Origin of the sequence: Pseudomonas sp. 21LCFQ02 (genome assembly GCF_024129895.2) — a bacterium.
Lineage (GTDB): Bacteria > Pseudomonadota > Gammaproteobacteria > Pseudomonadales > Pseudomonadaceae > Aquipseudomonas.
This window is the reverse complement of record NZ_CM178749.1, coordinates 2,264,545-2,288,042: the sequence shown is the minus strand read 5'-3', so window position 1 is coordinate 2,288,042 and position 23,498 is coordinate 2,264,545. Positions and strand designations below refer to the sequence as shown.

18 protein-coding genes are annotated in these 23,498 nt (G+C 60.1%); 6 read left to right on the top strand and 12 right to left on the bottom strand.

Features of this window, described 5'->3' with window-relative positions:
- Positions 1 to 37 precede the first annotated feature (37 nt).
- The 5 genes from NJC40_RS10375 to NJC40_RS10355 form a co-directional block, all read right to left on the bottom strand.
- On the bottom strand, positions 38 to 892 hold the full coding sequence (locus NJC40_RS10375) for a phosphoadenosine phosphosulfate reductase domain-containing protein (RefSeq protein WP_253142181.1): 855 nt from the start codon (positions 890 to 892) through the stop codon (positions 38 to 40).
- On the bottom strand, positions 870 to 4,178 hold the full coding sequence (locus tag NJC40_RS10370) for an ATP-binding protein (RefSeq protein ID WP_253142179.1): 3,309 nt from the start codon (positions 4,176 to 4,178) through the stop codon (positions 870 to 872). Before NJC40_RS10370 ends, NJC40_RS10375 begins: the two co-directional genes overlap by 23 nt.
- A complete protein-coding gene (locus tag NJC40_RS10365; RefSeq protein WP_253142177.1) occupies positions 4,168 to 5,094 on the bottom strand; it encodes a DUF4007 family protein in 927 nt (308 codons plus the stop codon). Before NJC40_RS10365 ends, NJC40_RS10370 begins: the two co-directional genes overlap by 11 nt.
- Before the next feature lie 604 nt (positions 5,095 to 5,698).
- On the bottom strand, positions 5,699 to 8,221 hold the full coding sequence (gene hrpB / locus NJC40_RS10360; RefSeq protein ID WP_253142176.1) for an ATP-dependent helicase HrpB: 2,523 nt from the start codon (positions 8,219 to 8,221) through the stop codon (positions 5,699 to 5,701).
- A 51-nt stretch (positions 8,222 to 8,272) separates the two neighbouring features.
- The gene (locus tag NJC40_RS10355; RefSeq protein WP_045494246.1) at positions 8,273 to 8,581 is read right to left on the bottom strand and encodes a DUF7693 family protein; all 309 of its coding nucleotides are present in this window, start codon (positions 8,579 to 8,581) and stop codon (positions 8,273 to 8,275) included.
- A 127-nt stretch (positions 8,582 to 8,708) separates the two neighbouring features.
- Here NJC40_RS10355 and pmcY point away from each other — a divergent pair, with 127 nt between their 5' ends.
- Both pmcY and NJC40_RS10345 read left to right on the top strand, forming a co-directional pair.
- On the top strand, positions 8,709 to 9,128 hold the full coding sequence (gene pmcY, locus NJC40_RS10350) for a periplasmic Zn2+ metallochaperone PmcY (protein ID WP_045487426.1): 420 nt from the start codon (positions 8,709 to 8,711) through the stop codon (positions 9,126 to 9,128).
- Between the two features lie 30 nt (positions 9,129 to 9,158).
- Positions 9,159 to 10,052, top strand: a complete 894-nt coding sequence (locus tag NJC40_RS10345; protein ID WP_253142174.1) for a cation diffusion facilitator family transporter — start codon at positions 9,159 to 9,161, stop codon at positions 10,050 to 10,052.
- Positions 10,053 to 10,061: 9 nt separating this feature from the next.
- Here the strand turns inward: NJC40_RS10345 and NJC40_RS10340 are convergent, their stop codons facing one another.
- Positions 10,062 to 11,177: a DUF6515 family protein gene (locus NJC40_RS10340; protein ID WP_177328606.1), complete on the bottom strand. Its 1,116-nt coding sequence runs from the start codon at positions 11,175 to 11,177 to the stop codon at positions 10,062 to 10,064.
- Positions 11,178 to 11,619: 442 nt separating this feature from the next.
- On the opposite strand from NJC40_RS10340, the gene NJC40_RS10335 reads away from it, so the two are divergent.
- Positions 11,620 to 12,099 carry an Lrp/AsnC family transcriptional regulator gene (locus NJC40_RS10335; protein ID WP_045487421.1) on the top strand — a complete coding sequence of 160 codons (480 nt, stop codon included), beginning with the start codon at positions 11,620 to 11,622 and terminating at the stop codon, positions 12,097 to 12,099.
- 38 nt (positions 12,100 to 12,137) lie between these two features.
- Here NJC40_RS10335 and NJC40_RS10330 read toward each other — a convergent pair whose 3' ends face one another.
- The 4 genes from NJC40_RS10330 to NJC40_RS10315 form a co-directional block, all read right to left on the bottom strand.
- On the bottom strand, positions 12,138 to 12,788 hold the full coding sequence (locus NJC40_RS10330) for a pseudouridine synthase (RefSeq protein WP_253142172.1): 651 nt from the start codon (positions 12,786 to 12,788) through the stop codon (positions 12,138 to 12,140).
- A 93-nt stretch (positions 12,789 to 12,881) separates the two neighbouring features.
- On the bottom strand, positions 12,882 to 14,378 hold the full coding sequence (amn, locus tag NJC40_RS10325) for an AMP nucleosidase (RefSeq protein ID WP_162484334.1): 1,497 nt from the start codon (positions 14,376 to 14,378) through the stop codon (positions 12,882 to 12,884).
- Positions 14,379 to 14,396: 18 nt separating this feature from the next.
- A complete protein-coding gene (locus tag NJC40_RS10320; RefSeq protein WP_045487415.1) occupies positions 14,397 to 16,046 on the bottom strand; it encodes an acyl-CoA dehydrogenase family protein in 1,650 nt (549 codons plus the stop codon).
- A 48-nt stretch (positions 16,047 to 16,094) separates the two neighbouring features.
- Positions 16,095 to 18,119, bottom strand: coding sequence for a sensor histidine kinase (locus NJC40_RS10315; RefSeq protein WP_052483396.1), 2,025 nt, complete (start codon positions 18,117 to 18,119; stop codon positions 16,095 to 16,097).
- A gap of 303 nt (positions 18,120 to 18,422) precedes the next feature.
- On the opposite strand from NJC40_RS10315, the gene NJC40_RS10310 reads away from it, so the two are divergent.
- Entirely contained in the window at positions 18,423 to 19,223 is an 801-nt protein-coding gene (locus NJC40_RS10310) for a hydroxymethylpyrimidine/phosphomethylpyrimidine kinase (RefSeq protein ID WP_253142215.1), read from the top strand.
- Positions 19,220 to 19,858: a thiamine phosphate synthase gene (gene thiE / locus NJC40_RS10305; protein WP_253142170.1), complete on the top strand. Its 639-nt coding sequence runs from the start codon at positions 19,220 to 19,222 to the stop codon at positions 19,856 to 19,858. Before NJC40_RS10310 ends, thiE begins: the two co-directional genes overlap by 4 nt.
- Before the next feature lie 168 nt (positions 19,859 to 20,026).
- On the opposite strand, the gene NJC40_RS10300 is transcribed toward thiE, so the two are convergent.
- Both NJC40_RS10300 and NJC40_RS10295 read right to left on the bottom strand, forming a co-directional pair.
- Positions 20,027 to 20,524 (bottom strand): methylated-DNA--[protein]-cysteine S-methyltransferase, encoded by a 498-nt coding sequence (locus NJC40_RS10300; RefSeq protein WP_253142168.1) that lies wholly within the window; start codon positions 20,522 to 20,524, stop codon positions 20,027 to 20,029.
- On the bottom strand, positions 20,521 to 21,966 hold the full coding sequence (locus tag NJC40_RS10295) for a DNA-3-methyladenine glycosylase 2 family protein (RefSeq protein WP_253142167.1): 1,446 nt from the start codon (positions 21,964 to 21,966) through the stop codon (positions 20,521 to 20,523). The genes NJC40_RS10300 and NJC40_RS10295 overlap by 4 nt, the downstream gene beginning before the upstream one ends.
- A 148-nt stretch (positions 21,967 to 22,114) precedes the next feature.
- Between NJC40_RS10295 and hemL the strand changes: the two genes are divergently transcribed.
- Entirely contained in the window at positions 22,115 to 23,398 is a 1,284-nt protein-coding gene (hemL, locus tag NJC40_RS10290) for a glutamate-1-semialdehyde 2,1-aminomutase (RefSeq protein ID WP_045487405.1), read from the top strand.
- The last annotated feature ends 100 nt before the right edge of the window (positions 23,399 to 23,498 follow it).

Genomic DNA, 23,498 nt, shown 5'->3' with positions numbered 1-23,498 from the left:
TGCTGAGGATGAGCTGGGAATAGCGTTACACAGGTCGTTATTTATGACAGACGTTACAGCCCCCGTCAGCTTCATCGACCCCGTAAATATCATCAATGTCCATGTTGTCCTCCCATGGACGCAATGGGTTTCGAGGGCGCCGCGCCTTGGTGCGTAACTTCCGCGCCTCGTATTCCTTACGGATCGCTGCGACACGTTTTGGCTGCTCCAAGTCAGTAAGCGGCTCACCTTTAGTCCAGGTGAAAGGCGATCCATGATCCAGGGCTGTCTTTTCCAGCGCCTTGGCCTCCTCAAAGGCATGAGGATGGCGCTCACGCAATCGAACCCATTCAATCTTCTGCTGGAAGAAGCAAAAAGTGCAGCCGCTACGACTACGCCACGCATAATACTCGGGCAATCCGACACCAGAGGACTCCAGGATCTCGATCACCCCAGGCTTGTCCACACCCTCCTCACGGAAGGGAAGAACCACCTTAAGGTTCTCATGTCTGGACGCATACCCCTCGCGATAGTCTTCGTCGGAGCGAATGGCGACGTAGGAGAAGACTTTGTCGCCTGCAGCCAACATGGGACGAGTCCACTCCTCAAAGGGGGCGAGTTTCAATTGCCGGGTGCACCAACGCGTCTGGGCGGAAGGCAGAAAATTGTTGTACTCCTTCAGCCAAAACTCAAAATCTCTTCTCGGATTTAGCCTCAGGATTGGCTTACCCAAGAAACCTTCAAGCTTTCCAAGAAAATCCTGGACCTCAGGCAATTCCTCTCCAGTGTCGGTGAAGAAATACTCGATATCCAACTCAGGCCTTGTCTGGCGAATATAAATCGCTAGAGCGGCACTATCACGCCCCCCCGAGAGGCCCAAGAGGTGCCGTTCACACATGGTCAGATCCTTCACTCACAATCGTTGATCCTGCCTGAGCAAGAGCAGCGAGCAGCAAGTCACCCTCCAGTCCAGAGCTACGCAACATTTCAACAACCTTAACGGCAGCACCTGAAACAACCTCTCTGTCTCGGCCTGCAACCTCAAAGGTTTTACTGATGACATCTGACGAACCGCCGGAACCGATGACAACCGAGAAGGCCTCACGCCCCGGCGCCCTACCAGTAACTGCAATCAGTGCCTCGGCTTTCCTGAAAGCGAGCGACAGGTCTGCTACCGCAATCAAAGCAGCGTCGATATCCAAGTCAGTCCAATCACGTGGTGGTTTTTTTGCCACCAAACTCATAATCTTTTCCATCCCCCCAAGCGTCCCATCCCGCTCCTGCAAGCGCAAAGCAAATCCCTCAAGACGAAGATCGCCCGTCGCCTTCGATACGGAGTGGGCACGATCCCTGAGTTCGGGGTCATCACCTTCTAATGCGTCAATGGCATCAGCCAGTCGACTATCCATCTTTTTCAACAATGCGGGAAAGGCATCTATCAACTCCGATAGTGCGCTGTCTAGGAGCTCACCACTCCCCACCGAACCATCATCAAAAACGCTTGGCAGATCTACGAAGAGCAACTTATGTGGGTCAGATGCTTTAACCAATAGATCACGAATAGTACGTGCCATACTTGAGAGGCGTTGAGTACGTCTAGTCCACAACGGCTGGGTGAACAATACCTTCACCAAGGCTCTGGCAATTTCAAGAGGTGTTTCAGATGCGGCCTCAAAACCACGTCTGCGGAGTACAGCAGCGATAGTTTGAAGCTGTTCTGCTTTTTCGAGATCCTCATCAACCCAGCGAAGCGCGAAGCGGCTTGGGTCCTGCAGCATTTCGTCAACATCCACGTCTGTAAACTGCGGCTCAAAAACTCCGTCCCGATAGATAGCAACCTTATCGGAATGAGCGAGCATGAAAGCAGTTGCAAGCACTGGAAGCATCCCACTTTTCACCCCATATGGGGCTCCTCCCCAAAGGGTGTAAAGCTCTCTAACTCCAACAGTGCCGACGATCTGGCTCGAAAATTTCTTAAGAGCTGCGGCCCACAGTGGATGGAAATCTCTTTTATTGCTGGGTTTAGGCGCCTGGAAGCCCCAAACACCTTGTTTATCCAATCGATGGAGCCCTGATGAAGCGAGCAGGGTTTCGTATAGGCCCCGTTCGGCAGGGTAGCCCTCGATGCCCAGACATTCCTCATTAGAGTTTTGAACCATGCGGTGGAGCAGATCACGGCGTGCTTTTACACTATTACTCGACAATGCATCCCTATTGACAAGTTCACTCCAAACTTTTGGGGCAGAGCTGAACGCTCGATCAGCTACATCCGAGGCAAGTGATGACAGCCTTTCAGGCTTGACGAACACCCCTTCATACAGCCATTGCGCTCGCGTCACCGCCTCTCGCAACGCTTCCTCAAGAGCTCCCTTAACAGAGGAGAGGCGCGCAGCTACTTCGCGCCTTGCTACAGAGTCTCCTTCCAGTTCAGGGCTGCTCTCATACACCAGACGCAGCGACATCAACTCAGCACCAAGATCGGCTATGAGCTCATAATTAGGCGGGATGCCGAAAAATAGCGTTCTCTTGGCGTTGTCCTTCAGCATGCTCAACGTTTTGACTACATCCTCGAATGTCGAGGAGCGCTCGGGCAACACCAGCGCCAGCCGACCAAACTCCCCACTCTCGGGCGCATAGTTTTTCGACAATCGCTCGGCCTCTTGCACAGAGTGCATAGTCACACCGAGCCACCGGAACGTCCCCGTGGAATGGTAGTGACGCTTGGCGATGATTGGATTTAAACTCGCCATCGCCGTCAATGCTTTGGTGTCCGCGTCTACGAAAGTGGCACGAGCCTTCGACACCTCCCGATCAATATCGAAGTCGCTTCCTTCGAATATGGTCCAAGCACCAAGATGCGCTCGATAAAGCGCTACACGCCAACTTGCCAAGCGCTCCATAGCAAGTGTTACGTCCGCTTTCGAGTGGCCAGGCAAAACCGTGTGCAGCACAGCCTCATCAGCTACAAGCCCTGAAGCACCACGGAACATATCAATTAACGCAAGCGTTTTAGCCAGCGAGATTTCTGTTTCGGTAGCTCCTTTGGATGCTGCGCGCTCAACAGCCTCAACAGCTTGTGCCCAACGATGCCCGTCGGGGGACGCCAAGATTGCTTGCTCGAGATTTGCTCTCAGGTAATCCCAGAAAAGGTCAGGCCCATATAGGGATTCCCGATCCCAACTCGAAAGAAAGTCTTGGAAGCCATGAGGCTCAAGCGATGTTAAAAAACCAAACACGCTTCGCTCGTTCTGACCAAACTGGCGTCGTGAGGCAGGACCAAGCAAAGCTGCTGTTGCAGGGTGAAGCGGCCAGCACTTATCAAGGAGAGCTCCCATTCCACGGCCAACTGCGGGACGGCGGCCAGATATGGCAGCTCCAATTGTCTCGCTCATGGCGACTGTGCCTGGATGAGCTATGTCACATTGAATGGCCCTGCCGATGAGCTCGACCACCTCATCACCGGTTGCAACGAAAGAGACATCTGTGAATCTCCCTTGCACCTTAGCCCACTCGTCCCGGGCTTCAATGCCAAGCCGGGACGCGTATTGTCGGAATGCTTGATGGAGAATGCCTACAACAACCAGCTTTCCTCGGCTGCGAGCTGCGACTTCCGCGAGATCCTGGAAGAAATGAACATCGTCACCGCCAGCGGCGGACGCTTCGAGTAGCTTCCCCATCTCATCGACGATCAGAAGCACGCCGGCGCGGCCATCTGCTTCCGCTTCACGAACCAACGCATCTATCAAAGCATCGGAGCTATCAACTGACTCATCTCTACCGGAGGCCTTGCTGAGCGATTTTGAAAGCTCTACGAGGATGCTGCTGCGACGCCCCACAACCGGTATGACAAGCCAACTACCATCATCAGTATTGAAAGCCTCTTTAAAAGACGGAACCTCACCAATGAAGCATTCCGACCTTTCACGCAACGACGCATCATCGGCGATCGCAGCAGCAAGGACTAAAGCCAGAGATGACTTACCGCCACCATAAGGTCCTGTCCAGGTAAACGCGCGCTGACTGCTTCCCACAATCTGGCGCGTCATGGTAGAGAGAGCTTCACGAGCAGTCTCGGTCAGCACATAACCATCTAAAGCATCATGCCGTCCTAGGTCTGCATCAATGCGGACTGAACGTCGATAGTGCCGTTCTATTCTCACTGGCGCTGCATCGAGCGACGTATCAGACTCAGCGGGCATAGGACTCTCTCAACAATTTTGCCATCATCAATTTACAATCGAATTCACCGCGATACACCTGACGCAGGCCTGAGGTATCAGACCAACGCAGCCTCCCCTCGGTGAGTTCACTTAGGCTAAAAAGGCGTTCTGCCACAGACTCCTCATCGAGTTTGAACACTCGGCCAGGAGAACCCGGCGCGTAGGCTGCAGTTTCAAATGTGAGAGAAGACTCACCCGCCCTATGTCGTTGCCAAAAATCTAGGAGCGCCCATGCGAAAAAAGCGTCAGTAAGCGTTGACTTGGGCCCGCGTCGGAAGGAGAAGACGCCTTTCCTCTCCTCTTGTAGCAACCCGAGCTCCGCAAGCATGGACTCAGCGGCCTCCTCAACCGAGGATGTGGCAGATCTAGGGGCGTAGCCGCGCAAGCAGGTATCTAAATCGCGACTGAGCGTAGCGCTTGAGAGCTTCCTTCCGCTGGAAATGGCCTGGGCAAATTTGGTGAGCGTTGGGAGCGCTTCGTCTCGGCTAAATGACTGAGAGGTGAACACATTGAAAAGCCAGTACCACGTAGTCGAGCGGCTTCCTCGACCAGCCAAACACCAATGTGCATACCATGCCGTGGTGGGGCTCTCAGAGAATGGATCCAAGCCCTGATCAGAGAAAATCTCTCGACCAGCAGGGGTGAGCTCAAAATTTCGTCGTGATTTATCCTCCACCAAGACATCGCACGCAAGAGCCCAATGCTTGATGGCCGCAACCATATTTCGGCCGACACCAAACTCGGCGATAGCCTTTTCGTCAGTGAACGTGGTCTTGGGCACGAGCCCTTCTGCATCTGCGGTTTCAACCGCTTTCTTTAGCCACATCTGACGAAGCGGGAACGTCTCATGCCCAGAAAAGTGGGCATCTATCTTGCCATCGTGCATCGAAGTCATTGGCCCCATCCCAAAACTACTAACCCTTCTCAGTACCGGAGGTCCAGACTGGTGGACTCATCCAGTCGTCCAAGGTGATAAGGGCGCATTGTATCCGGGGGATGGTTCCGTGTCTCTTCAAAAGCCTTTGCCAAGTGTCACTCTCAGCGCCTCGTGGCTGAAGAATAGCGCCCTCAAGACATGCTCAGAGCTGATGAGGGAAAGCATAACTAGGACCTAAAACCAGTACAGAAGCAGGTCAGTAGTACAGAGTCGAGGATGCGGAAGACAGTGATCATGAAGAGTAACACCAATACTGTACATGCATACACCAAAATCATTTTAATCGCACTTGGTCAGCTTCGCGCTTCAGCATTGTTAACCCTGATTTGAGTAAAGGCTTCGATTAACAACCCCGTCACTGAGTGATGGCTATGTGGATTGGCGATGGCTCTGCATCGAACATTCAAACCTCATCCCAGAGTACTAGATCGACAAAATAGGCTGAGTTTCTAACCCTACGGCACCCTTCTACGTGATCTTAGCTAACGAAATCAGACGAAAACTCGGCTCCTACCCAAGACCTTAACTTCGTGACCAAGTGACGTACACACCACCCGCCCATTCAACCCTTGCGCGGTTTGGCCCGGGCAGTGGCTTCGGCCACCAACGGGTCATCCGGCCAGTAATGCTTGGGATAGCGGCCCTTGAGATCCTTCTTCACCTCGGCATAGGTGCTGCGCCAGAAGTTGGCCAGGTCCTGGGTCACCTGCACCGGACGTCGCGCCGGTGACAACAAGTGCAACTTGACGATCTGCCGACCGTTGGCGATGCGCGGGGTGTCAGACAAGCCGAACAGTTCTTGCAGACGCACCGCGAGAATCGGCGGCTGCTCGCTGTAATCCAGCCGGATCGACGAGCCGGACGGCACCTGAATATGCTGCGGAGCCAGTTCGTCGAGGCGTTGCGGCAGCGGCCAGGGCAACAGGTTGCGCAACATCGACGACAGGTCCAGTTGGGCGAAGTGGCTCAGGCGGCTGACCTTGCCCAGATACGGCAACAGCCACTGCTCCAGACTGTCACGCAGGGCGCTGTCGCTGACATCCGGCCATTCGCTGCTGGCCTGTTGCTGCGCATCCAGCTCACGCAACAGCATCACCCGCGCCTGCCACTGGCGCAGTTCCGGGGTCCAGCCCAGCAACTCCAGGCCCTTGCGCCGTACCAGCCCCAGCAACGCCTGGCCTCGTGCAGCATCGTCCAGCTTCGGCAGCGGTTCACTGCTGAGCACCAGTTCACCGACCTTGCGTTGGCGCTCAGCACGCAGTACGCCTTCGCGCTCGTCCCAATCCAGATAATCGATGGCCAGCACCTGTTCGGCCAGCACATTGTCGAACAGTGCCGGGTCAAGATCGGCGGCCAGATAAATGCGCTCCTCGCGCTGGCCCTGGCGGCTGCCGAGGTCCGCGACGACCAGCCATTCATGCTTCATCAGCGCATCGGTTTCACTGAACAACGCCGCCCGACCATTGGCCAGACGATACTCCGCGCCGCCATCGCGGCGCTGGCGGGCGACCCGGTCCGGATAGGCCAAAGCCAGCAAAGCTCCCAGCCAGCGCGGGTGGTCAGGGTCAACAACCGCCTGGCCCGCTTTGCCGCGCAGGTAACCACGATACTGGCGGGAAAGTTGCCGGGCACGCTGCACGCCACCCTGGGCATTGCGCTGGGCTTTTTGTTCACCCGACAGCAGCACCAGACGACTGTGCACATCGGCCCCGGCGCCGCGCAGAATGTCGCGTTCGCCCAACAGCGCGGCTACATCACAAGCCATGTTTGCCAGTCCAAGCTCCTGGCCGCGCAATAGCAGATGGGCAATGCGCGGATGCGCCGGCATTTCGGCCATGGTCTGGCCATGCGTCGACAAACGACCATCGGCTTGCAGCGCGCCGAGACGCTGCAACAGATCGCGAGCCTGGGCAATCGCGGCCGCGGGCGGCAGGTCGAGCCACTGCAACTGCTCCGGGGTCACGCCCCAGCGCGCCAGTTGCAGGGCCAGCCCGGCCAGGTCGGCCTGCAGAATCTCCGCACTGCCGTAGCCAGCCAGTTGTTCATGCTGCGCTTCGGACCACAACCGATAGCAAACGCCCGGCTCCAGACGTCCGGCCCGACCGGCACGCTGGGTCGCGCTGGCCCGGGAGATGCGCTGGGTGTCCAGCCGGGTCATGCCGCTGCCGGGGTCGAAGCGCGGTACCCGGGCCAGCCCTGCATCGATCACCACCCGCACGCCGTCGATGGTCAGGCTGGTCTCGGCAATATTGGTCGCCAGCACCACCTTGCGACTACCCGCAGGTGCAGGATCTATGGCCGCGCGCTGGGCATTGAGATCCAGCTCACCATGCAAGGGACACAGCACAATGTCGCGACGCTCACCCAAGGCATCGGCCAGTTGTTGATGCACCCGGCGAATCTCCGCCTGGCCGGGCAGGAACACCAGCAGGCTGCCGGTCTCGTTGCCCAGCGCATCCAGCACGGTCTGCACCACTCGTGGCTCGACAAACTCACCGGGCTGAAACGGCCGCCCCCATTGAATGTCCACCGGGAACATACGCCCTTCACTGCTGACCACCGGCGCGTCGTCGAGCAACGCCGACAGCCGCTCGCCTTCCAGGGTCGCGGACATCAGCAGGATTTTCAGCGGCGGGTCATCACGCAACAGCTCACGGCCATTGAGACTCAGCGCCAAGGCCAGGTCGGCATCCAGACTGCGCTCGTGAAATTCGTCGAAAATCAGCAAACCCACGCCTTCCAGCGCCGGATCATCCTGCAAACGACGTGTCAGGATACCTTCGGTGACCACCTCGATACGGGTGTTGGGCCCGACCTTGCTGTCCAACCGAATCCGGTAGCCGACCGTCTCGCCGACCTTCTCGCCCAGTTCACTGGCCAGCCGCTCGGCCGCCGCCCGAGCCGCCAGCCGCCGGGGCTCGAGCATCAGAATGGTCTGCCCGGCCAGCCAGGGCTCGTTGAGCAACGCCAACGGCACACGTGTGGTCTTGCCGGCGCCGGGTGGGGCTTCAAGAACCGCTTCGTGGCGGGTAGACAATGCCTGGCGCAGAGCAGGCAATACGGCGTCGATGGGCAGGGAAATCATGGGCACTCCAAAGCTGGGCGGGCAGTATAGCGGCCACGTATGGATACCCGCTCAGAGGTTTTTCAGCGCGCGCTCCAGTTGCGAATGTTCCCAGCCACTAAGGAACGCGGCCGGGTCAGTGCCGCAGCGATGCCAATGCTGCAAAGAACCCTCACGACCATCCGGCGCCATGCAGTATTCACAACACAAGGGGCTACCCTCCTCATTGCGCAGGGTCAGTTGCCAGCCGTCAATCTCGGCACGGATGGTAAGCAGGTCAGTTTTGCAGACTGATAAAACAACAAGCTGACGCACACCCTGGGCCACATCTTTGAGAACTTGATAAACCTCCCGCGCCGACAATGGCATTTGTTCGCTCATTTTCATCTCGTGTTCAATAAGATACGGGCATTATGCCGGTATGGCTGCCGAACCAGTGCCTGGCCAGACAGTCTTAGCCTCGCGGTCTTTGCCTTGTATAGTTGCCACTTTTCTACAGGAGTTTCCCATGCGCATTCCTTCCCGATTGATCGGTGGCGTTCTGGCTGCCGCTTTGGTGACCCAGTTGTCGGCCTGCGGCAGTATTTTCTATCCTGATCGCCGTGGGCAGATCGAAGGCAAGATCGACCCGGCGATTGCCGTGCTCGATGCCCTGGGTCTGCTGTTCTACGTGATTCCAGGGGTGATCGCACTGGGCGTGGACTTCGCCACCGGCGCCATTTACTACGGCCCGAATGAACAGGCGCAGGTCGATCCGCAGAAGCTGCAACCTGCGGTGCAGGCTGACGGCAGTGTCGATACCCAAAAGCTGCAAGTCATTCTGGAAAGCGAACTGGGCCGCAAAGTGCCGCTGGATGATCCGCGCCTGATCCAGAGCAAGGGCAGCTTCGAGCAACTGGCAAGCCTGGGCCTGAAACCTGCTGCCTGAAGCCCCACGGCATGACCCCAAGGAGGTTGAGTGAGCCGTAACACCGAACACGCACGCCTGCTGCGCCTGGCGACCCGGGCTTCGCTGGCCGTGGCGCTGGTGCTGATCGTTGCCAAGGGTGTGGCCTGGTGGCTGAGCGGCTCGCTGGCCCTGCTGGCCGGCCTCACCGACTCGTTGCTCGATGGCGCAGCTTCGCTGCTCAACCTGCTGGCGGTCCATTACGCGCTGCGCCCGGCCGATGAAGATCACCGCTATGGTCACGGCAAGGCCCAGGCGTTGTCGGGCATGGCCCAGGCGTTGTTCATCAGTGTCAGTGGTGTGTTGATCGGCATGCAGGCCATCGAGCGTATCCAGAATCCTGAACCGCTGATGTCGCAGTGGCCGGGAATCATCGTGACCCTGTTGGCGCTGGCCCTGACAGTCGCGCTGCTCAGCTTTCAGAGCCGGGTAATCAAAGTCACCGGCTCCAGCGCGATCAAGGCTGATTCGCTGCATTATCGCTCCGATCTGCTCCTCAATCTGAGCATCTTGCTGGCGCTGGCACTCAGTGCGCTGGGTTGGCCGCAAGCCGATGCCTGGTTCGGTCTGGGGATTGCCGGTTATATCGTCTGGAGCGCGCTACAGATCGCTCGCGAGACCTTCTCGGTGCTGATGGATCAGGAACTGCCGCCGGATGTCAGCGCGCACATGCTGGAGCTGGCCTGCACGGTGCCCGGCGTGTTGGGCGCCCATGACCTGCGCACGCGCATTTCCGGGCAAGTGTGGTTCGTGCAGGTGCATCTGGAGTTACCCGGCTCGCTCACCTTGTCGGTAGCGCATGAGCTATGCGACCTTGCGGCGGCAACCATTACCGCCCAGTATCCGCAGGCCGAGGTACTGGTGCACGCCGACCCGCAGGAAGTGGTGAAGCAAGCTCCAGCCTGATGGTCTAGGCTACTGGACGCTGTAACCACGCTCATACAGACACGCGCCCATCGCGCGACGGTAGGTGTCCACTACCTGCTCCGAAGGCTGATAGGTCACGTTCGCCGGGTCGAAGCCACTCTGGTCAACGGCCTGGCGGTAGCATTGGTAACGATCGAATTCGACCTGCTCGGCGGTCTGCCCGGCAATCGGCGAGAACTGCGGATCATAGCTGTTGTTGCCTGGCACCGGCTGGGCATAGCCCTGCGGCGGGCTGACCACTTCATAATCCTGGCTGTCGGCCTGCCAGGCATAGTAAGTACCAGCCGCCATAAACAGCAGCGAACCACCGATCCAGACCTCGCGGGTGTAGTCCGGCAGGCTGCGGACCCGGACACCGTAAGGCGGGGTCACCACCACGTAGCGTGAATCCTGCGGGCGATACCAGTAACCACCGGAATAGAAGTAATCCTGACCACGCCACGGAATGCGCGCATAGCCTTGCGGTGCGCGGTCGAAGTGCTGGCCCGGACGATAGCGCGGCCCCGCCCCCCAGCCATCGCCGCGTCCGTCGGGGCGACCGGCCCAATTGTCACGAGGGCGCTGGTCACGCGGCAGGTCGCGGTAGTAACCCTGGCGCGGTGGCTGAGTCTGCCATACCTGGTCCGGGCGGCCCTGGATCGGCAGATTGTTCTGTTGCTGACGCAGTTGCTGGCGCTGCTGGTTCTGCTGTTCCTGAATCTGGCGCTGCTGCTCGCGTTGCTGCTGGTAGAGCTGCTGCTGTTGCTGGCGCTCGACATTACGCATCTGGTTCTGTTGCTGCTGGATCTGCTGATCTTGCTGGCGCTCAGCCTGGCGCTGCTGGTTGTACTGCTCCTGAAGCTGGCGCTGTTGCTGCTGTTGTTGCTGGTAGATCTGCTGCTGTTGCTGACGCTCGGCATTGCGCATCTGGTTCTGTTGCTGCTGGATCTGCCGATCCTGCTGCAACTCAGCCTGGCGACGCTGGTTCTGCTGATTGTGTTGCGCCCCACCATCGCGCAACTCGTCCAGCGGCGAGCCTGCACGGCGCTCGTCGGCCAGGCTCTGGGCACTGAAGCCAAGGCACAGCAGACCGGAAATCGCTAACTGCCAGAGACTGGATGTCATGCTTTGTTCACCAGGAATGTCACGTTTATAAAAGTAAGACTGCGCAGCCATGGCGCTGTTCGTCGCACTTTAGCAGAGCCAGAAAATAAAAAAGGGGGCCAGATGGCCCCCTTGGGATACGTCGTCCTGGCTCGACGCTTGTGGCGCCGGCTCACTTCATACCGTCTTCTGGACAGTATGCAGCCCGGGGGCCGGGTCCACCCTGTTGGGTGGCGGGCCGCCGCTCATCTGATTCGACGAGCGGCTGTGGACGCAGGGTCCGGGCAGTGATTGGGAGCAGCTCTAAAAATCACTCAGGTTTTTAGAAGTGCCCAGCTGTGAAAAATAATAAACCCGACCAAGCGGCAGATGATTGCTAATATTGCTCAATAAATCATTACTTGCGCAATTTTTCACTTATAGAAAATAATTATGCGCAATTGAACTCGTAAAGGTAAACATCGTGAGCAAGCTCGATAGATATGACCTGAGCATTTTGGCTGAACTGCAGCGCGATGCGCGCATCTCCAACCAGGAGTTGGCCGAACGCATCGGCCTGTCGCCCTCGCCTTGTTCGCGCCGGGTCAAACAGCTCGAAGACGACGGCTATATCGTGCGCCAGGTCGCGTTGCTGGACCGCAAGAAGCTTGGTCTGAGCCTGACCGCCTATGTGCTGATCGGCATGGACCGGCATACCCCGGAGCGATTCGAGAACTTCGAACAGCATATCCGCAACCTGCCTCAGGTTCTGGAATGCAGCCTGGTGACCGGGATGGACGCCGATTACCAACTCAAAGTGGTGGTGCCAGACATGGATCACTACCAGAAGCTGCTGCTCGGCCACCTGACCCGTATCGAAGGGGTCACCAGCGTCAAATCCAGCTTTGTCCTCAATCAGGTGCTGGCCAGCACCGAAATGCCGCTTGCCCATTTGCGCAACTGATGCGGTACGAATGATCAGGCCTGGCGTTTTCCTGAAGCCTACAGCTCAAAGCTCTCCAGCTCGCGAAACTGCCCCTGTTCCAACCCGTCCAGGCTCCACGGTCCAATCCTGACCCGCACCAGCCGCAGGGTCGGCAAACCGACTGCGGCGGTCATGCGCCGCACCTGGCGGTTGCGGCCCTCTTTGATTATCAGTTCCAGCCAGCGCGTGGGAATACTCTGACGAAACCGCACCGGCGGATTGCGCGGCCATAGCTGAGGCTCTTCGATGGCCCGCGCCTCAGCCGGCAGGGTCGGGCCGTCATTGAGGGTTACCCCGTCACGCAGCTGCTGCAACTGGGCTTCGCTGGGTTCACCTTCGACCTGTACCCAATAGGTTTTAGCCAGCTTGTGCTTAGGGTCAGCAATGCGCGCCTGAAGCTGGCCGTCATTGGTCAGCAACAACAGACCTTCGCTGTCACGGTCCAGACGCCCGGCCGGGTACACACCTGGAATATCGATGAAGTCCTTGAGCGTGGCGCGGCCTTGATCGTCATTGAACTGGGTCAGTACATCGAACGGTTTGTTGAACAGAACCAGCTTCGGCTCGGCCGGGCGCGCCTTGGCGACACGCCGGGGCGCGCCGCTTTTGCCCTGTGCAGGGCGCCGGGAGGCGGAAGGTTTGGCTGGAGGGCGTGGAGTGCGGGACATGAATCTGGCCAGAAAAACAAAGCGCCACTTTAGCAGATTGACCCGAGCCGCCTGAAAAAACCGCCCGGCAGGAACCGCCGGGCGGCATCCGGCTCAACGGAACGGTGGCTCGTCGAAGCTGCGCAGTTTGCGCGAGTGCAGCGAGTTGAGCTCGGCACGCAACAGGTCCAGCGCGGCGATGCCGATTTTCAGATGCTGGCTGACCGCCCGGTTGTAGAAGGCGTTGGCCGAGCCCGGCAGCTTGATCTCGCTGTGCAGCGGTTTGTCCGAGACGCACAGCAGCGTGCCGTAGGGCACCCGCAGGCGATAACCCTGAGCGGCGATGGTGCCGCTTTCCATGTCGACAGCCACCGCGCGGGACAGGTTGATCAAGGGCCGCTCCTGCGCCCAGGCCAGCTCCCAGTTACGGTCGTCGTAGGTCAGTACCGTGCCGGTGCGCAGGCGCTTCTTGAGTTCTTCACCCCGCTCACCGGTCACCTGCGCGGCAGCTTCCTGCAAGGCCAGTTGCACCTCGGCCAGCGCCGGAATCGGAATGTGCGGCGGCAGCACCCGGTCGAGAATCCCGTCACGGCGCATATAAGCGTGGGCCAGCACGTAATCGCCAATGGTCTGCGACTGACGCAGGCCGCCGCAGTGGCCGATCATCAGCCAGCAATGCGGACGCAATACTGCCAGGTGGTCGGTGATGTTCTTGGCGTTGGACGGGCCGACGCCGATATTGACCAGGGTTACGCCATTGCCGTCTTCGGCCACCAGATGGTAAGCCGGCATCTGATAGCGATGCCAGACCACACTGGCCACCACACTCTGCGCCTCCTCGGCGTCCATGCTCTTGTCGACGATGACATTACCCGGCAGTACCAGACGCACGAAACGTGGGTCGTCACGCAGGACTTCCAGGCCATGCAAGATGAACTGGTCGACATAGCGGTGGTAGTTGGTCAGCAGAATCCAGGGCTGCACATGGCGCCAGTCACTGCCGGTGTAATGCACCAGCCGGCGCAGGGAAAAGTCGGTACGGGCGGCATCGAACAGCGCCAACGGTAGCGGGTCGGCGTTGGCCCAATCGTGCAGGCCGTCAGCGATACCGTCGGTGGTGGCCGACAGGTCGGTGCTGGGGAACACTCGCGCCAGCGCCGCAGCGGTCACGCCGGTGCCGGCCAGCTCATCACCCTGCTCGACCACGTAGGGGTACGGGATGGTCTTGTCACTCAGGCCGACTTCCAGCGTCACATTGAAGTCGCGGATCAGCGGCTTGAGCTGTTCGAGCAGGTATTTGCGAAACGCCGCCGGCTGGGTCACGGTCACACTGTAGGTGCCCGGCAACTGGACCTTGGCGTAGGCACGGGTGGTGCTCGGCACCTCACCATGGACGACATAGGTCAGGCGCAGTTCGGGGTAGCGAAACAGCGCGCGCTGCTGCTCATCAGGCTCGATGCGGTCTTTCAGATAGCGCTTGAGGGCCTGATTCAGTGCGCCGGTGGCACGCTCATGCAGGGCGGCCAACTGTTCGACGGCTTGTTCGGCGGTTTCAACGACAACAAAAGCTTGGGTCACGGTGCGGGTCCTGTATGACGTGCAGAACTGCATCCTGATAGGTTCGGCTGCTTATGTCACCTGCGGCGATGCACGAGCCAGCAAAGTTTCACAGTCCACCCCTCTGGGCAGCCCGCCATAGACCCTGGCCGGTGCGCGCAGGCGAGCGGCAATAAAGGCATCGCTGACGGCACTGACTCCGGCATCGAGCAACAGCCGGGCCTGCAGGGCCACGGCAATGTCTTCGGTCAGTTGCCGCGCGCGGTACGCCAGCTCTTCGCCATCGGCCAGGTCATCCTTGAGCTGGCGGACATGCCGCGCCAGGTCAGCATCGCCCCGGCCGTCGTCGAGCTCATCAAGCAAGGCGTCGATGATGCCCGGCTCACGGGACAGAGCGCGCAGCACATCCAGGCACTGCACGTTACCGGAACCCTCCCAGATCGAATTGACCGGTGCCTCGCGGTACAACCGCGGCAGGATGCTGTCTTCGATATAGCCGGCCCCACCCAGGCATTCGGCAGCCTCGTTGATCATCGCCGGCGCCCGTTTGCAGATCCAGTATTTGCCAACTGCGGTAACCAGCCGAATGAAGCGGGCCTGATGGCTGTCGTCGGCGTGATCCAGCGCGTGCCCCATGCGCAGCGTGAGGGCCAGCGCAGCCTCGCTTTCCAGGGCCAGGTCAGCCAGCACATTCTGCATCAGCGGCTGCTCGCCGAGCAGTTGACCACCGACCTTGCGATGCGCACAGTGATGAGTGGCCTGGGTCAGCGCCTGACGCATCAGCGCGCTGGAGCCGATCATGCAGTCATAGCGGGTCATGGCGACCATCTCGATGATGGTTGCCACACCCCGACCCTCTTCACCCAGCATCCAGGCCAGCGCGCCACGAAACTCCACTTCGCAGGACGCGTTGGAGCGGTTGCCCAGCTTGTTTTTCAGACGCTGGATCTGGAAGGCATTGAGGGTGTCGTCCGGCCGATGACGCGGCAACAGAAAGCAACTGAGCCCTTTATCGGTCTGCGCCAGCGTCAGGAAGGCATCGCACATCGGTGCCGAGCAGAACCACTTGTGGCCGACCAGTTCATAGGCCTGGCCCGCCCCGCCTGCACCAAGCGCAAAGGCACGGGTGGTGTTGGCGCGCACATCGGTCCCGCCCTGCTTCTCGGTCATCGCCATGCCGATGGTCACACCGGCCTTGTGGGCCATGCCGACATTGCGCGGGTCGTATTGTGTAGCAAGGATCTTCGGCAACCAGGCTTGCGCCAGCTCCGGCTGCACACTGATGGCCGGTACGCTGGCAAAGGTCATGGTCAATGGGCAGCCGCTGCCCGGCTCGGCCTGGGTGTGCAAATAACTCAAGGCCGCACGCGCCACATGGGCGCCTGGCTGCGGATCGCGCCAAGGCAAGGACGGGATACCATGCTCGATGGCGGTTCTCATCAACAGATGCCAGGCGGGATGGAACTCGATCAGGTCGATACGGTGGCCGTAGCGGTCGTGGCTGTGAAACTGCGGCGGGTGCTGATTGGCCAGAAAACCGGCTTCCATCAACGGTCCGCCGGCCAGTGCGCCGTAAGCATCAAGCCGCCGGTCCGCCCAGCCGCCGCCGAAATGCCCGACCCAGGCTTGCAGAGCCAGGTCGCAGCGGTACAGATTGAGGCCATCAAGCGGCGGTGGCTGGTTGGTGACTTCGTGGGTGCTGGCCTGTGAGTAAAGATTCATCAAACGCCTCCTCTCTGTCAGTGAACAGAATCAGGAACAGCCAGTGAATCACGCACCCCGCATCTTAAACAGCGCCATATTGGACGAATTGTCGGCGTTTTTGCCCTGACGCGCGCCAGCGGTCGTCAGCGACTGCGCCTGCAAAGGCAGGCTCAGGCAGAACCGGCTGCCGCGTCCGGGCTCGGAGTGATGACTGAGGCTGCCACCGAGCAGCTCGATCAGCTGCCGGCAGATCGCCAGGCCAATCCCCAGGCCGCCATATTCCCGGGTCATCGAGCTGTCAGCCTGGAAAAATCGTTGATACAGCACCGCATCATTCAGGCGGCTAAAGCCGATCCCGGTATCGATGACCTCAATGCGCAGGGTGAAATGGTCTGCTTCGCGGCGCATGCCATCCATCCGCAAGGTCACGGTGCCGTGGCGGGTGAACTTGATCGCGTTGTCCATCAGGCACTCAATGCACTGATACAGCTTTTCGGCATCGCCGCGCAGCAACCGCGGTACGAAGGGGTCCACTTCAAACGACAGACGCAGCCCCTTGGCCTGCGCAGGGCCGATGAAGCGCTGATGCAACCGATGCGTCAACACCGGTAACTCGAACGGCCCGCACTCGGCATGCAGCACCCCGGCTTGCAGCTCGGTGAGGGTCAGGATGCCATTGATCATGCGCATCATGTCCTGAGCCGAGGCCGAGGCGGTCTGCTGATACATCGACACTTCGCCATCCAGCGGCACGGTCTGCATCAGGTCCAGCGAACCGATAATGCCATTCATCGGCGTGCGCAACTCATGGGTCAGGGTGGCCAGAAACTCATCCTTGAGCCGGTTGCTGGTCGCCAGTTGCTGGTTCAGACGCTCCAGGTCCCGCCCCGCCTCGAGCAGAGTTCGGGCCTGCAATTCGCGGGCGTAGTTGATCCGGTCGGCCAGCGCCAGTGACAGCAGCGCGACCTCGATCACCGAGCCGATCTGGCTGGCGTACATGGTCAGGAAGGTATTGGGCAAATAACCGAGCAACATCACCGCGTTAACCAGACCACCGAGCAAAAATGCCGACCAGGCCAGCAAAAAGTAACGCGCCACCCGCACGCCTCGCAGCCAGGCGGTAATCCCGGTGGTGAACACCACCACGGTGAAGACCAGCACCAGCAGGGTGACCATCCGCAGCGCCAGGCCATAATCGGCAAACAGTGCAAGGGCGATCACCAGCACCGCACTGCCCATCACCCACAACAACAGATTATCGACCCAGCGGCCAAGCAACGGGCTTTGCAGAAAGCTGCGGGTGAACTGGCTGGCGAACAGCACCGAGGCGCCGATCAGAAAAGGCGTGGCGGCGTTGGCCCACCATGGGCTGTCGGGCCACAGGTATTCGATGGCGGCGCCATTGATCGATACCTGGTACAGCCCGAACGACGCGATATACAGGATGTAATACAGATAGCTGGTGTCACGCACACTGACATAGATGAACAAGTTATAGACCAGCATGCCCAGCAACACGCCGTAGATCAGCCCGAGCACATAGATGCGCGCGGGCTGTTCTTCGAGATAGGCATGGCTGGACCACAGGTTCAGCGGCGCCTGGACCGAGCCATTGCTTGCCACGCGAACATAGGCAGTCATGGTCTGACCGGGCTTGAGCGGCAGTTCGAACAGGTAGTTGTTCTGGCGAATCTGGCGGCTGGCAAAGGGCAGCATGTCGCCGGTTTTCCAGGCCATCTGCTGTTCGCCCTGAGCATCGATCAGATAGACATCGACATGGTCCATCGGCGGATAGGCCAGTTCCAGAAGCCAGTCGGAGTGCTGCTGCGCATCACGCGGGACGTACGACAGGTCAATTTTCATCCAGAACGCCGAGCGGGAATAACCGGCATTGAGCGTCGGCTCACCCAGGGGGCGAAACGCTGAGGCCATCTCGGCACTGCTGATCTGTTTGATGTCAGCCTGACCACTGGCATCTTCCAACACCTGAGTCCAGCGGCCCAGAGAAAGGCTGCGGGTGCTCTCGTCAAACTCGACGGCGCCGGCCAGTAACGGCAGGCAGGCAACCAGCATTATCAGCAAATAGCGCATGAAAGCCCCAAGGTAGTCCGTCGCGGTTCATCGGTCCATGAAGCGACGCCCTGCAGTAGTTTCATCCGTGAAGCAGGCTGAATGATTCCATAAAAGCGGTGAGGCAACCGACGCGCATCTACCAGATGCAAACCCTGGCGTCGTTGGTATGCCAATTGTCTAGACAGCCAAGCATAGCTGTTAATTGTCACCGAGTGTGTTCCCGTTTCAGCACAAATCGCATTCCCGGGGTGACCTGCAGCCACGAAAATTCCATCCCACCAGCAACAGCGCCAGGAAGGTTTGATGATAAGCTCGCGCACCATGAACACTATCTATAGCACCCGCCCCGTAGTTCTCTGCCTGTCCGGCCATGACCCCAGTGGTGGCGCCGGCCTGCAGGCCGATATCGAAGCCCTGCTTGCCCAGGGCTGCCATGCTGCCCCGGCCGTGACGGCCCTGACTGTGCAAGACACGGTAGACGTCAGCGACTTCCGCGTTCTGGACCGTGACTGGGTGCTCGCCCAGGCCAACGCCGTGCTCAATGACTCGCCGGTGGCCGCCGTCAAACTGGGCATGCTCGGTTCTACCGAGATGGTCGATACCGTCGTTACGCTGCTCAGCGCCCACCCTCACCTGCCCTTGGTCTGCGACCCGGTGCTGCGCGCTGGCGGCGGTGGCCGGCTGGGCAAGGATGAAGTCGGCTTTGCCATGCGCGAGCGACTGCTGCCGATCGCCACCATCGCCACGCCCAACCTGCCCGAAGCGCGGATTCTTGCGGAGTTGCCCGAGGGCACGGCCGATGAGTGCGCCGAACGCCTGCTGCCGTTCTGTGAACATTTGCTGATTACCGGCGGGCATGGCGACGAGCAACAAGTGCATAACCGCCTGTACAGCCGTAGCGGCGCATCGCATACCTTCACCTGCCAGCGTCTGCCAGGCAGCTATCACGGTTCAGGCTGCACCCTGGCAAGTGCCCTGGCCGGTCGGCTGGCCCAGGGTCAGGAACTGGTCAGCGCTGTCCAATCAGCCCTGGACTACACCTGGCGCACCCTGCGCGACGCCGATCAGCTGGGTCGCGGACAGTTTGTCCCGCGCCGCCTGCCGCTGGATTTCTGCTCATGAGCCGGCCTTCAAAACTGCGCGGCCTGTACGCGATCACCGACGGCCAGTTGCTGGCCGGCAGGTTCCTGGCATATGTCGAAGCCGCACTGGACGGTGGCGTCACGCTCTTGCAGTACCGCGACAAGAGCCAGGACGAGTCACGCCGCCTGCGCGAAGCCAGTGAGCTGCTGAAGCTCTGCGAACGCTACAAGACCCAATTGATCATCAACGATGACGCTGAACTGGCGGCGCGCCTGGGTGTGGGTGTGCACCTGGGCCAGACCGACGGTTCGCTGTCGGGCGCCCGCGCCCTGCTGGGTCACCAGGCCATCGTCGGTGCAACCTGTCATGGGCGCCTTGAACTGGCCGAACAGGCCAAGGCTGACGGGGCCAGCTACGTGGCCTTTGGACGCTTTTTCAACTCGCTGACCAAGCCTGATGCTCCGGCAGTGCCCTTGCAGTTGCTGGAGCAGGTCCGTGCCAAAATCAACCTGCCCATTGCGGTGATCGGCGGCATTACCCTGGACAACGCCGCGCCACTGATCGAGCACGGTGCCGACCTGTTGGCGGTGGTCAACGGTCTGTTCGGCGCCGACAGCCCAGCGCAAGTCACCCGTCGCGCAAGGGCCTTCAACGATTTGCTGGCCCGCAGCTGACAGGCCGTTAAAAAACGTAGGCGAGGCAGCCAGTGCAAGGCAAAAACAGGCGAGAAAGCGCAGTTTACGAGCAGTAAATGAGCATTTTGAGCCGGTTTTTAACGCAGCAATGGCGCGCGTAGCGCCGTAGGCGCCCAGCCAGCAGGTAGTTTTTCAACAGCCTGCTGATCAAATGAGCCTGAAGCCGCTGCCGGCTTCCAGGCTCAGCAGCGCCCGCTTGCGTTCCACACCACCGGCATAGCCGGTCAGGTCACCGGCCGCACCGACCACCCGATGACACGGCACGATGATTGAAATCGGATTACGCCCATTGGCAGTGCCAACCGCACGCGAGTGCCCGGCGCTGAGCCCCATTTTTTTTGCCATCGCCCCGTAGGACAGCAGTTCGCCATAGGGGATACGCGCCAGTTCCTTCCAGACCTGTTCCTGAAACGGCGTACCGCGAGCGCGCAGGGGCAGCTCGAACACCTGCCGTTCACCGCTAAAGAACTCCTGCAATTGCTCGCGGGCCATGGCAATGATCCGCGGCAATGCGCCGTCGTCCTGCATCACCAGCAGTTCGGGGTAGTGCTTCTGACCAACAAAGAACACGCCGGTCAATGCGTCGTCTTCGGCGCGCAGCACGATATCGCCCAACGGGCTGACAAACAGATAACCCGGTTTCATCGTTTTGCCTCCTCACTCAACCGCCACAGATGCACCACCGCATACGCGCGCCAGGGAGCCCAACGGCTGGCGTAGTCATCGAGTTGCCCGGCAGTGGCGCAACCCAGGTATTTTTTCAGCACCGCATCACCCTGCGGGAACGCATTGGGCCAACCCAGCGCCCGCATGGCAATGTATTGCACGGTCCACTCGCCAATCCCGCGGATCTGCCGCAACGCGGCCAGGGTCGGCTGCAACGGCACCAGTGGCTCCAGCACAATGTTGCCTGCCGCCACTTGCCTGGCGACCTCGATGATCGCTTCGGCACGGATACCGATCAGCCCACAATCGATCAGCGCCTGAGGCTCGAGCCCGACCAGTACATGCGCAGCCGGAAAAGCATGCCGCAACCCTTCAGGTGCATTCGCCACCGGGGTGCCATAGCGTTCGGCGATTCGGCCGAGAATCTGCCGCGCTCGCAGCACCGAAATCTGCTGGCCCACCACCGCACGTACGGCAATCTCGAAACCGTCGAACGTCCCCGGCACGCGCATGCCCGGCAAACCATCGACCAGCGTGCCGAGGTGTTCATCGACCAGATCGGGTCGGCAGCCGGTATCGAACACCCGACGAACCAGCCCCAACACCTGAACGATGGCCGGTTGTAATGAGCTGGAGACCTCGACTTGCAGGGCATGGCGCTTGCCGACATGACTGACATTGATCCAGCCTGCCAGGCGTGTGCCGCCCTGCTCGACCTCGATCAGTCGGCTATAACGCTCTGGCTCGACACTCTCGACCCCGGCAATGCAGCGCTGCGCCAGAAAAGCCAGCACCCCTCGCCAGGCGAAAGGCGGCCGGTAGGCCAGTTCGAAACGCAGGCCCTGGGTCAGTGATGCCTGGCGCGTCTTGCGCAGCCGCGATGGGTTAAGGCCGTAGCGCGCCAGAAACACATCATTGAAGCGCCGCACACTGCCAAACCCCGAAGCCAGGGCCACCTCGGCCATGGGCAGGCCAGTGTCAGTCAGCAGCCGCTTGGCGGTCAGCAGCTTCTGGGTCTGGGCATAGCCGACCAGCCCCACACCGAATTCGGCCTCGAAGATCCGCCGCAGATGCCGGGCCGTCACCCCGACCCGCTGCGCCAGATCCTCCAGGCTGCGACCATTGAGGTAGCCTTGCTCGATCAGGCGCGCCGCGGCCTGCGCCAGATGTCCGGAAACATCCAATGCCGCGTGCCCTGGGGCCAGTTCGGGACGACAGCGCAGGCATGGCCGATAACCGGCCTGCTCAGCCGCCGCTGCACTGCTATAGAAGGTGCAATTGCTGGCCAGCGGTGCGCGCACCGGGCAGACCGGCCGGCAGTAGATACCGGTCGACGAGACGCCCATGAAAAACCAGCCATCGAAGCGACGGTCACGGGCCACGAAGGCGGCATAGCAGGTTTGCGGATCGAGTCTGTTCATGGGCCGACTGTAACCCTGTGCCGGGCGAAAGTCTGGCTGAAATCGGACATCGACAACCGGGCTGCCGAGGCATTTGTTATAGTGCCACCTCTTGCGCCACCAGCACTGGCGCAAACCCGATTTCCGTTTCAAAAGCAGAGACCCGATCATGTCCCGTTCCGAAACATTGTTCGCCAATGCCCAAAAACACATCCCCGGAGGCGTCAACTCTCCGGTGCGAGCGTTCAAGAGCGTGGGCGGCACGCCGCTGTTCTTCAAACATGCTGCGGGCGCCTATGTAACGGACGAAGACGACAAACGCTATGTCGATTACGTGGGTTCCTGGGGGCCGATGATTCTTGGTCACAGCCATCCGGAGGTGCTCGATGCAGTGCGCAGCCAGTTGGAGCACGGCCTGTCCTATGGCGCGCCGACCGCCATGGAAACCGAAATGGCCGACCTGGTGTGCAGCCTGGTACCGTCCATGGAAATGGTGCGCATGGTCAGCTCGGGCACCGAGGCGACCATGAGCGCCATTCGCCTGGCCCGCGGCTACACCGGCCGCGACAGCATCATCAAGTTCGAGGGCTGCTATCACGGTCACTCCGACAGCCTGCTGGTCAAGGCCGGTTCCGGCGCGCTGACCCTCGGCGTGCCAAGCTCACCCGGCGTACCGGCGGCGTTCGCCAAACACACCCTGACCCTGCCATTCAACGACCTGTCGGCTGCCCGCCAGATGCTGGCCGAAGTGGGTCAGGAAGTGGCATGCATCATCGTCGAGCCGGTGGCCGGCAACATGAACTGCGTACCGCCAGCGCCAGGCTACCTGCAAGGCCTGCGTGACCTGTGCGATGAGCACGGCGTGGTGCTGATCTTCGACGAAGTGATGACCGGCTTCCGGGTCGCCCTGGGCGGCGCGCAGGCTTACTACGAGGTGACTCCGGACCTGTCGACATTCGGCAAGATCATTGGCGGCGGCATGCCGGTGGGCTGCTTCGGCGGCAAGCGCGAAATCATGTCGCACATCGCACCGCTGGGCCCGGTCTATCAGGCCGGTACCCTGTCGGGCAACCCGCTGGCGATGGCCGCCGGCCTGACCACCCTGCGCCTGATCAGCCGCCCGGGCTTTCATGACGAACTTGAAGCCTTCACCGGCCGTCTGCTCGCCGGTCTGCAGGCGCGTGCCGATGCCGCCGGTATTGCCTTCACCACCACTCAGGCCGGTGGCATGTTCGGCCTGTACTTCACTGAACTGAAAGACATCGTGACCTTTCAGGACGTGATGAGCAGCGATGCCGAACGCTTCAAGCGCTTCTTCCACCTGATGCTCGACGGCGGCGTGTACCTGGCGCCAAGTGCCTTCGAGGCCGGTTTCACCTCCATCGCCCACGGCGAAGCCGAGCTGCAACTGACCCTGGATGCGGCTGAAAAGGCGTTTGCAGCGCTGAAATAATCCATCGGCCAGCCCTGATCACTCATCAGGGCTGGCACCGGCTTAGTGCTTTACCCTCTAAAAACAAGCGTTTTAAAAGCCGTGCAGCAGAAAAACCGTA

What these genes read in the sequence shown, in the direction of transcription:
- NJC40_RS10370 (WP_253142179.1), bottom strand. Translation starts at nt 4,178, where the DNA reads ATGCCCGCTGAGTCTGATACGTCGCTCGATGCAGCGCCAGTGAGAATA.
- NJC40_RS10315 (WP_052483396.1), bottom strand. Translation starts at nt 18,119, where the DNA reads ATGCGCTATTTGCTGATAATGCTGGTTGCCTGCCTGCCGTTACTGGCC.
- NJC40_RS10330 (WP_253142172.1), bottom strand. Translation starts at nt 12,788, where the DNA reads ATGTCCCGCACTCCACGCCCTCCAGCCAAACCTTCCGCCTCCCGGCGC.
- NJC40_RS10355 (WP_045494246.1), bottom strand. Translation starts at nt 8,581, where the DNA reads ATGAGCGAACAAATGCCATTGTCGGCGCGGGAGGTTTATCAAGTTCTC.
- NJC40_RS10295 (WP_253142167.1), bottom strand. Translation starts at nt 21,966, where the DNA reads ATGAACAGACTCGATCCGCAAACCTGCTATGCCGCCTTCGTGGCCCGT.
- hemL (WP_045487405.1), top strand. Translation starts at nt 22,115, where the DNA reads ATGTCCCGTTCCGAAACATTGTTCGCCAATGCCCAAAAACACATCCCC.
- hrpB (WP_253142176.1), bottom strand. Translation starts at nt 8,221, where the DNA reads ATGATTTCCCTGCCCATCGACGCCGTATTGCCTGCTCTGCGCCAGGCA.
- NJC40_RS10365 (WP_253142177.1), bottom strand. Translation starts at nt 5,094, where the DNA reads ATGACTTCGATGCACGATGGCAAGATAGATGCCCACTTTTCTGGGCAT.
- thiE (WP_253142170.1), top strand. Translation starts at nt 19,220, where the DNA reads ATGAGCCGGCCTTCAAAACTGCGCGGCCTGTACGCGATCACCGACGGC.
- NJC40_RS10310 (WP_253142215.1), top strand. Translation starts at nt 18,423, where the DNA reads ATGAACACTATCTATAGCACCCGCCCCGTAGTTCTCTGCCTGTCCGGC.
- NJC40_RS10340 (WP_177328606.1), bottom strand. Translation starts at nt 11,177, where the DNA reads ATGACATCCAGTCTCTGGCAGTTAGCGATTTCCGGTCTGCTGTGCCTT.
- pmcY (WP_045487426.1), top strand. Translation starts at nt 8,709, where the DNA reads ATGCGCATTCCTTCCCGATTGATCGGTGGCGTTCTGGCTGCCGCTTTG.
- amn (WP_162484334.1), bottom strand. Translation starts at nt 14,378, where the DNA reads ATGCAGTTCTGCACGTCATACAGGACCCGCACCGTGACCCAAGCTTTT.
- NJC40_RS10320 (WP_045487415.1), bottom strand. Translation starts at nt 16,046, where the DNA reads ATGAATCTTTACTCACAGGCCAGCACCCACGAAGTCACCAACCAGCCA.
- NJC40_RS10300 (WP_253142168.1), bottom strand. Translation starts at nt 20,524, where the DNA reads ATGAAACCGGGTTATCTGTTTGTCAGCCCGTTGGGCGATATCGTGCTG.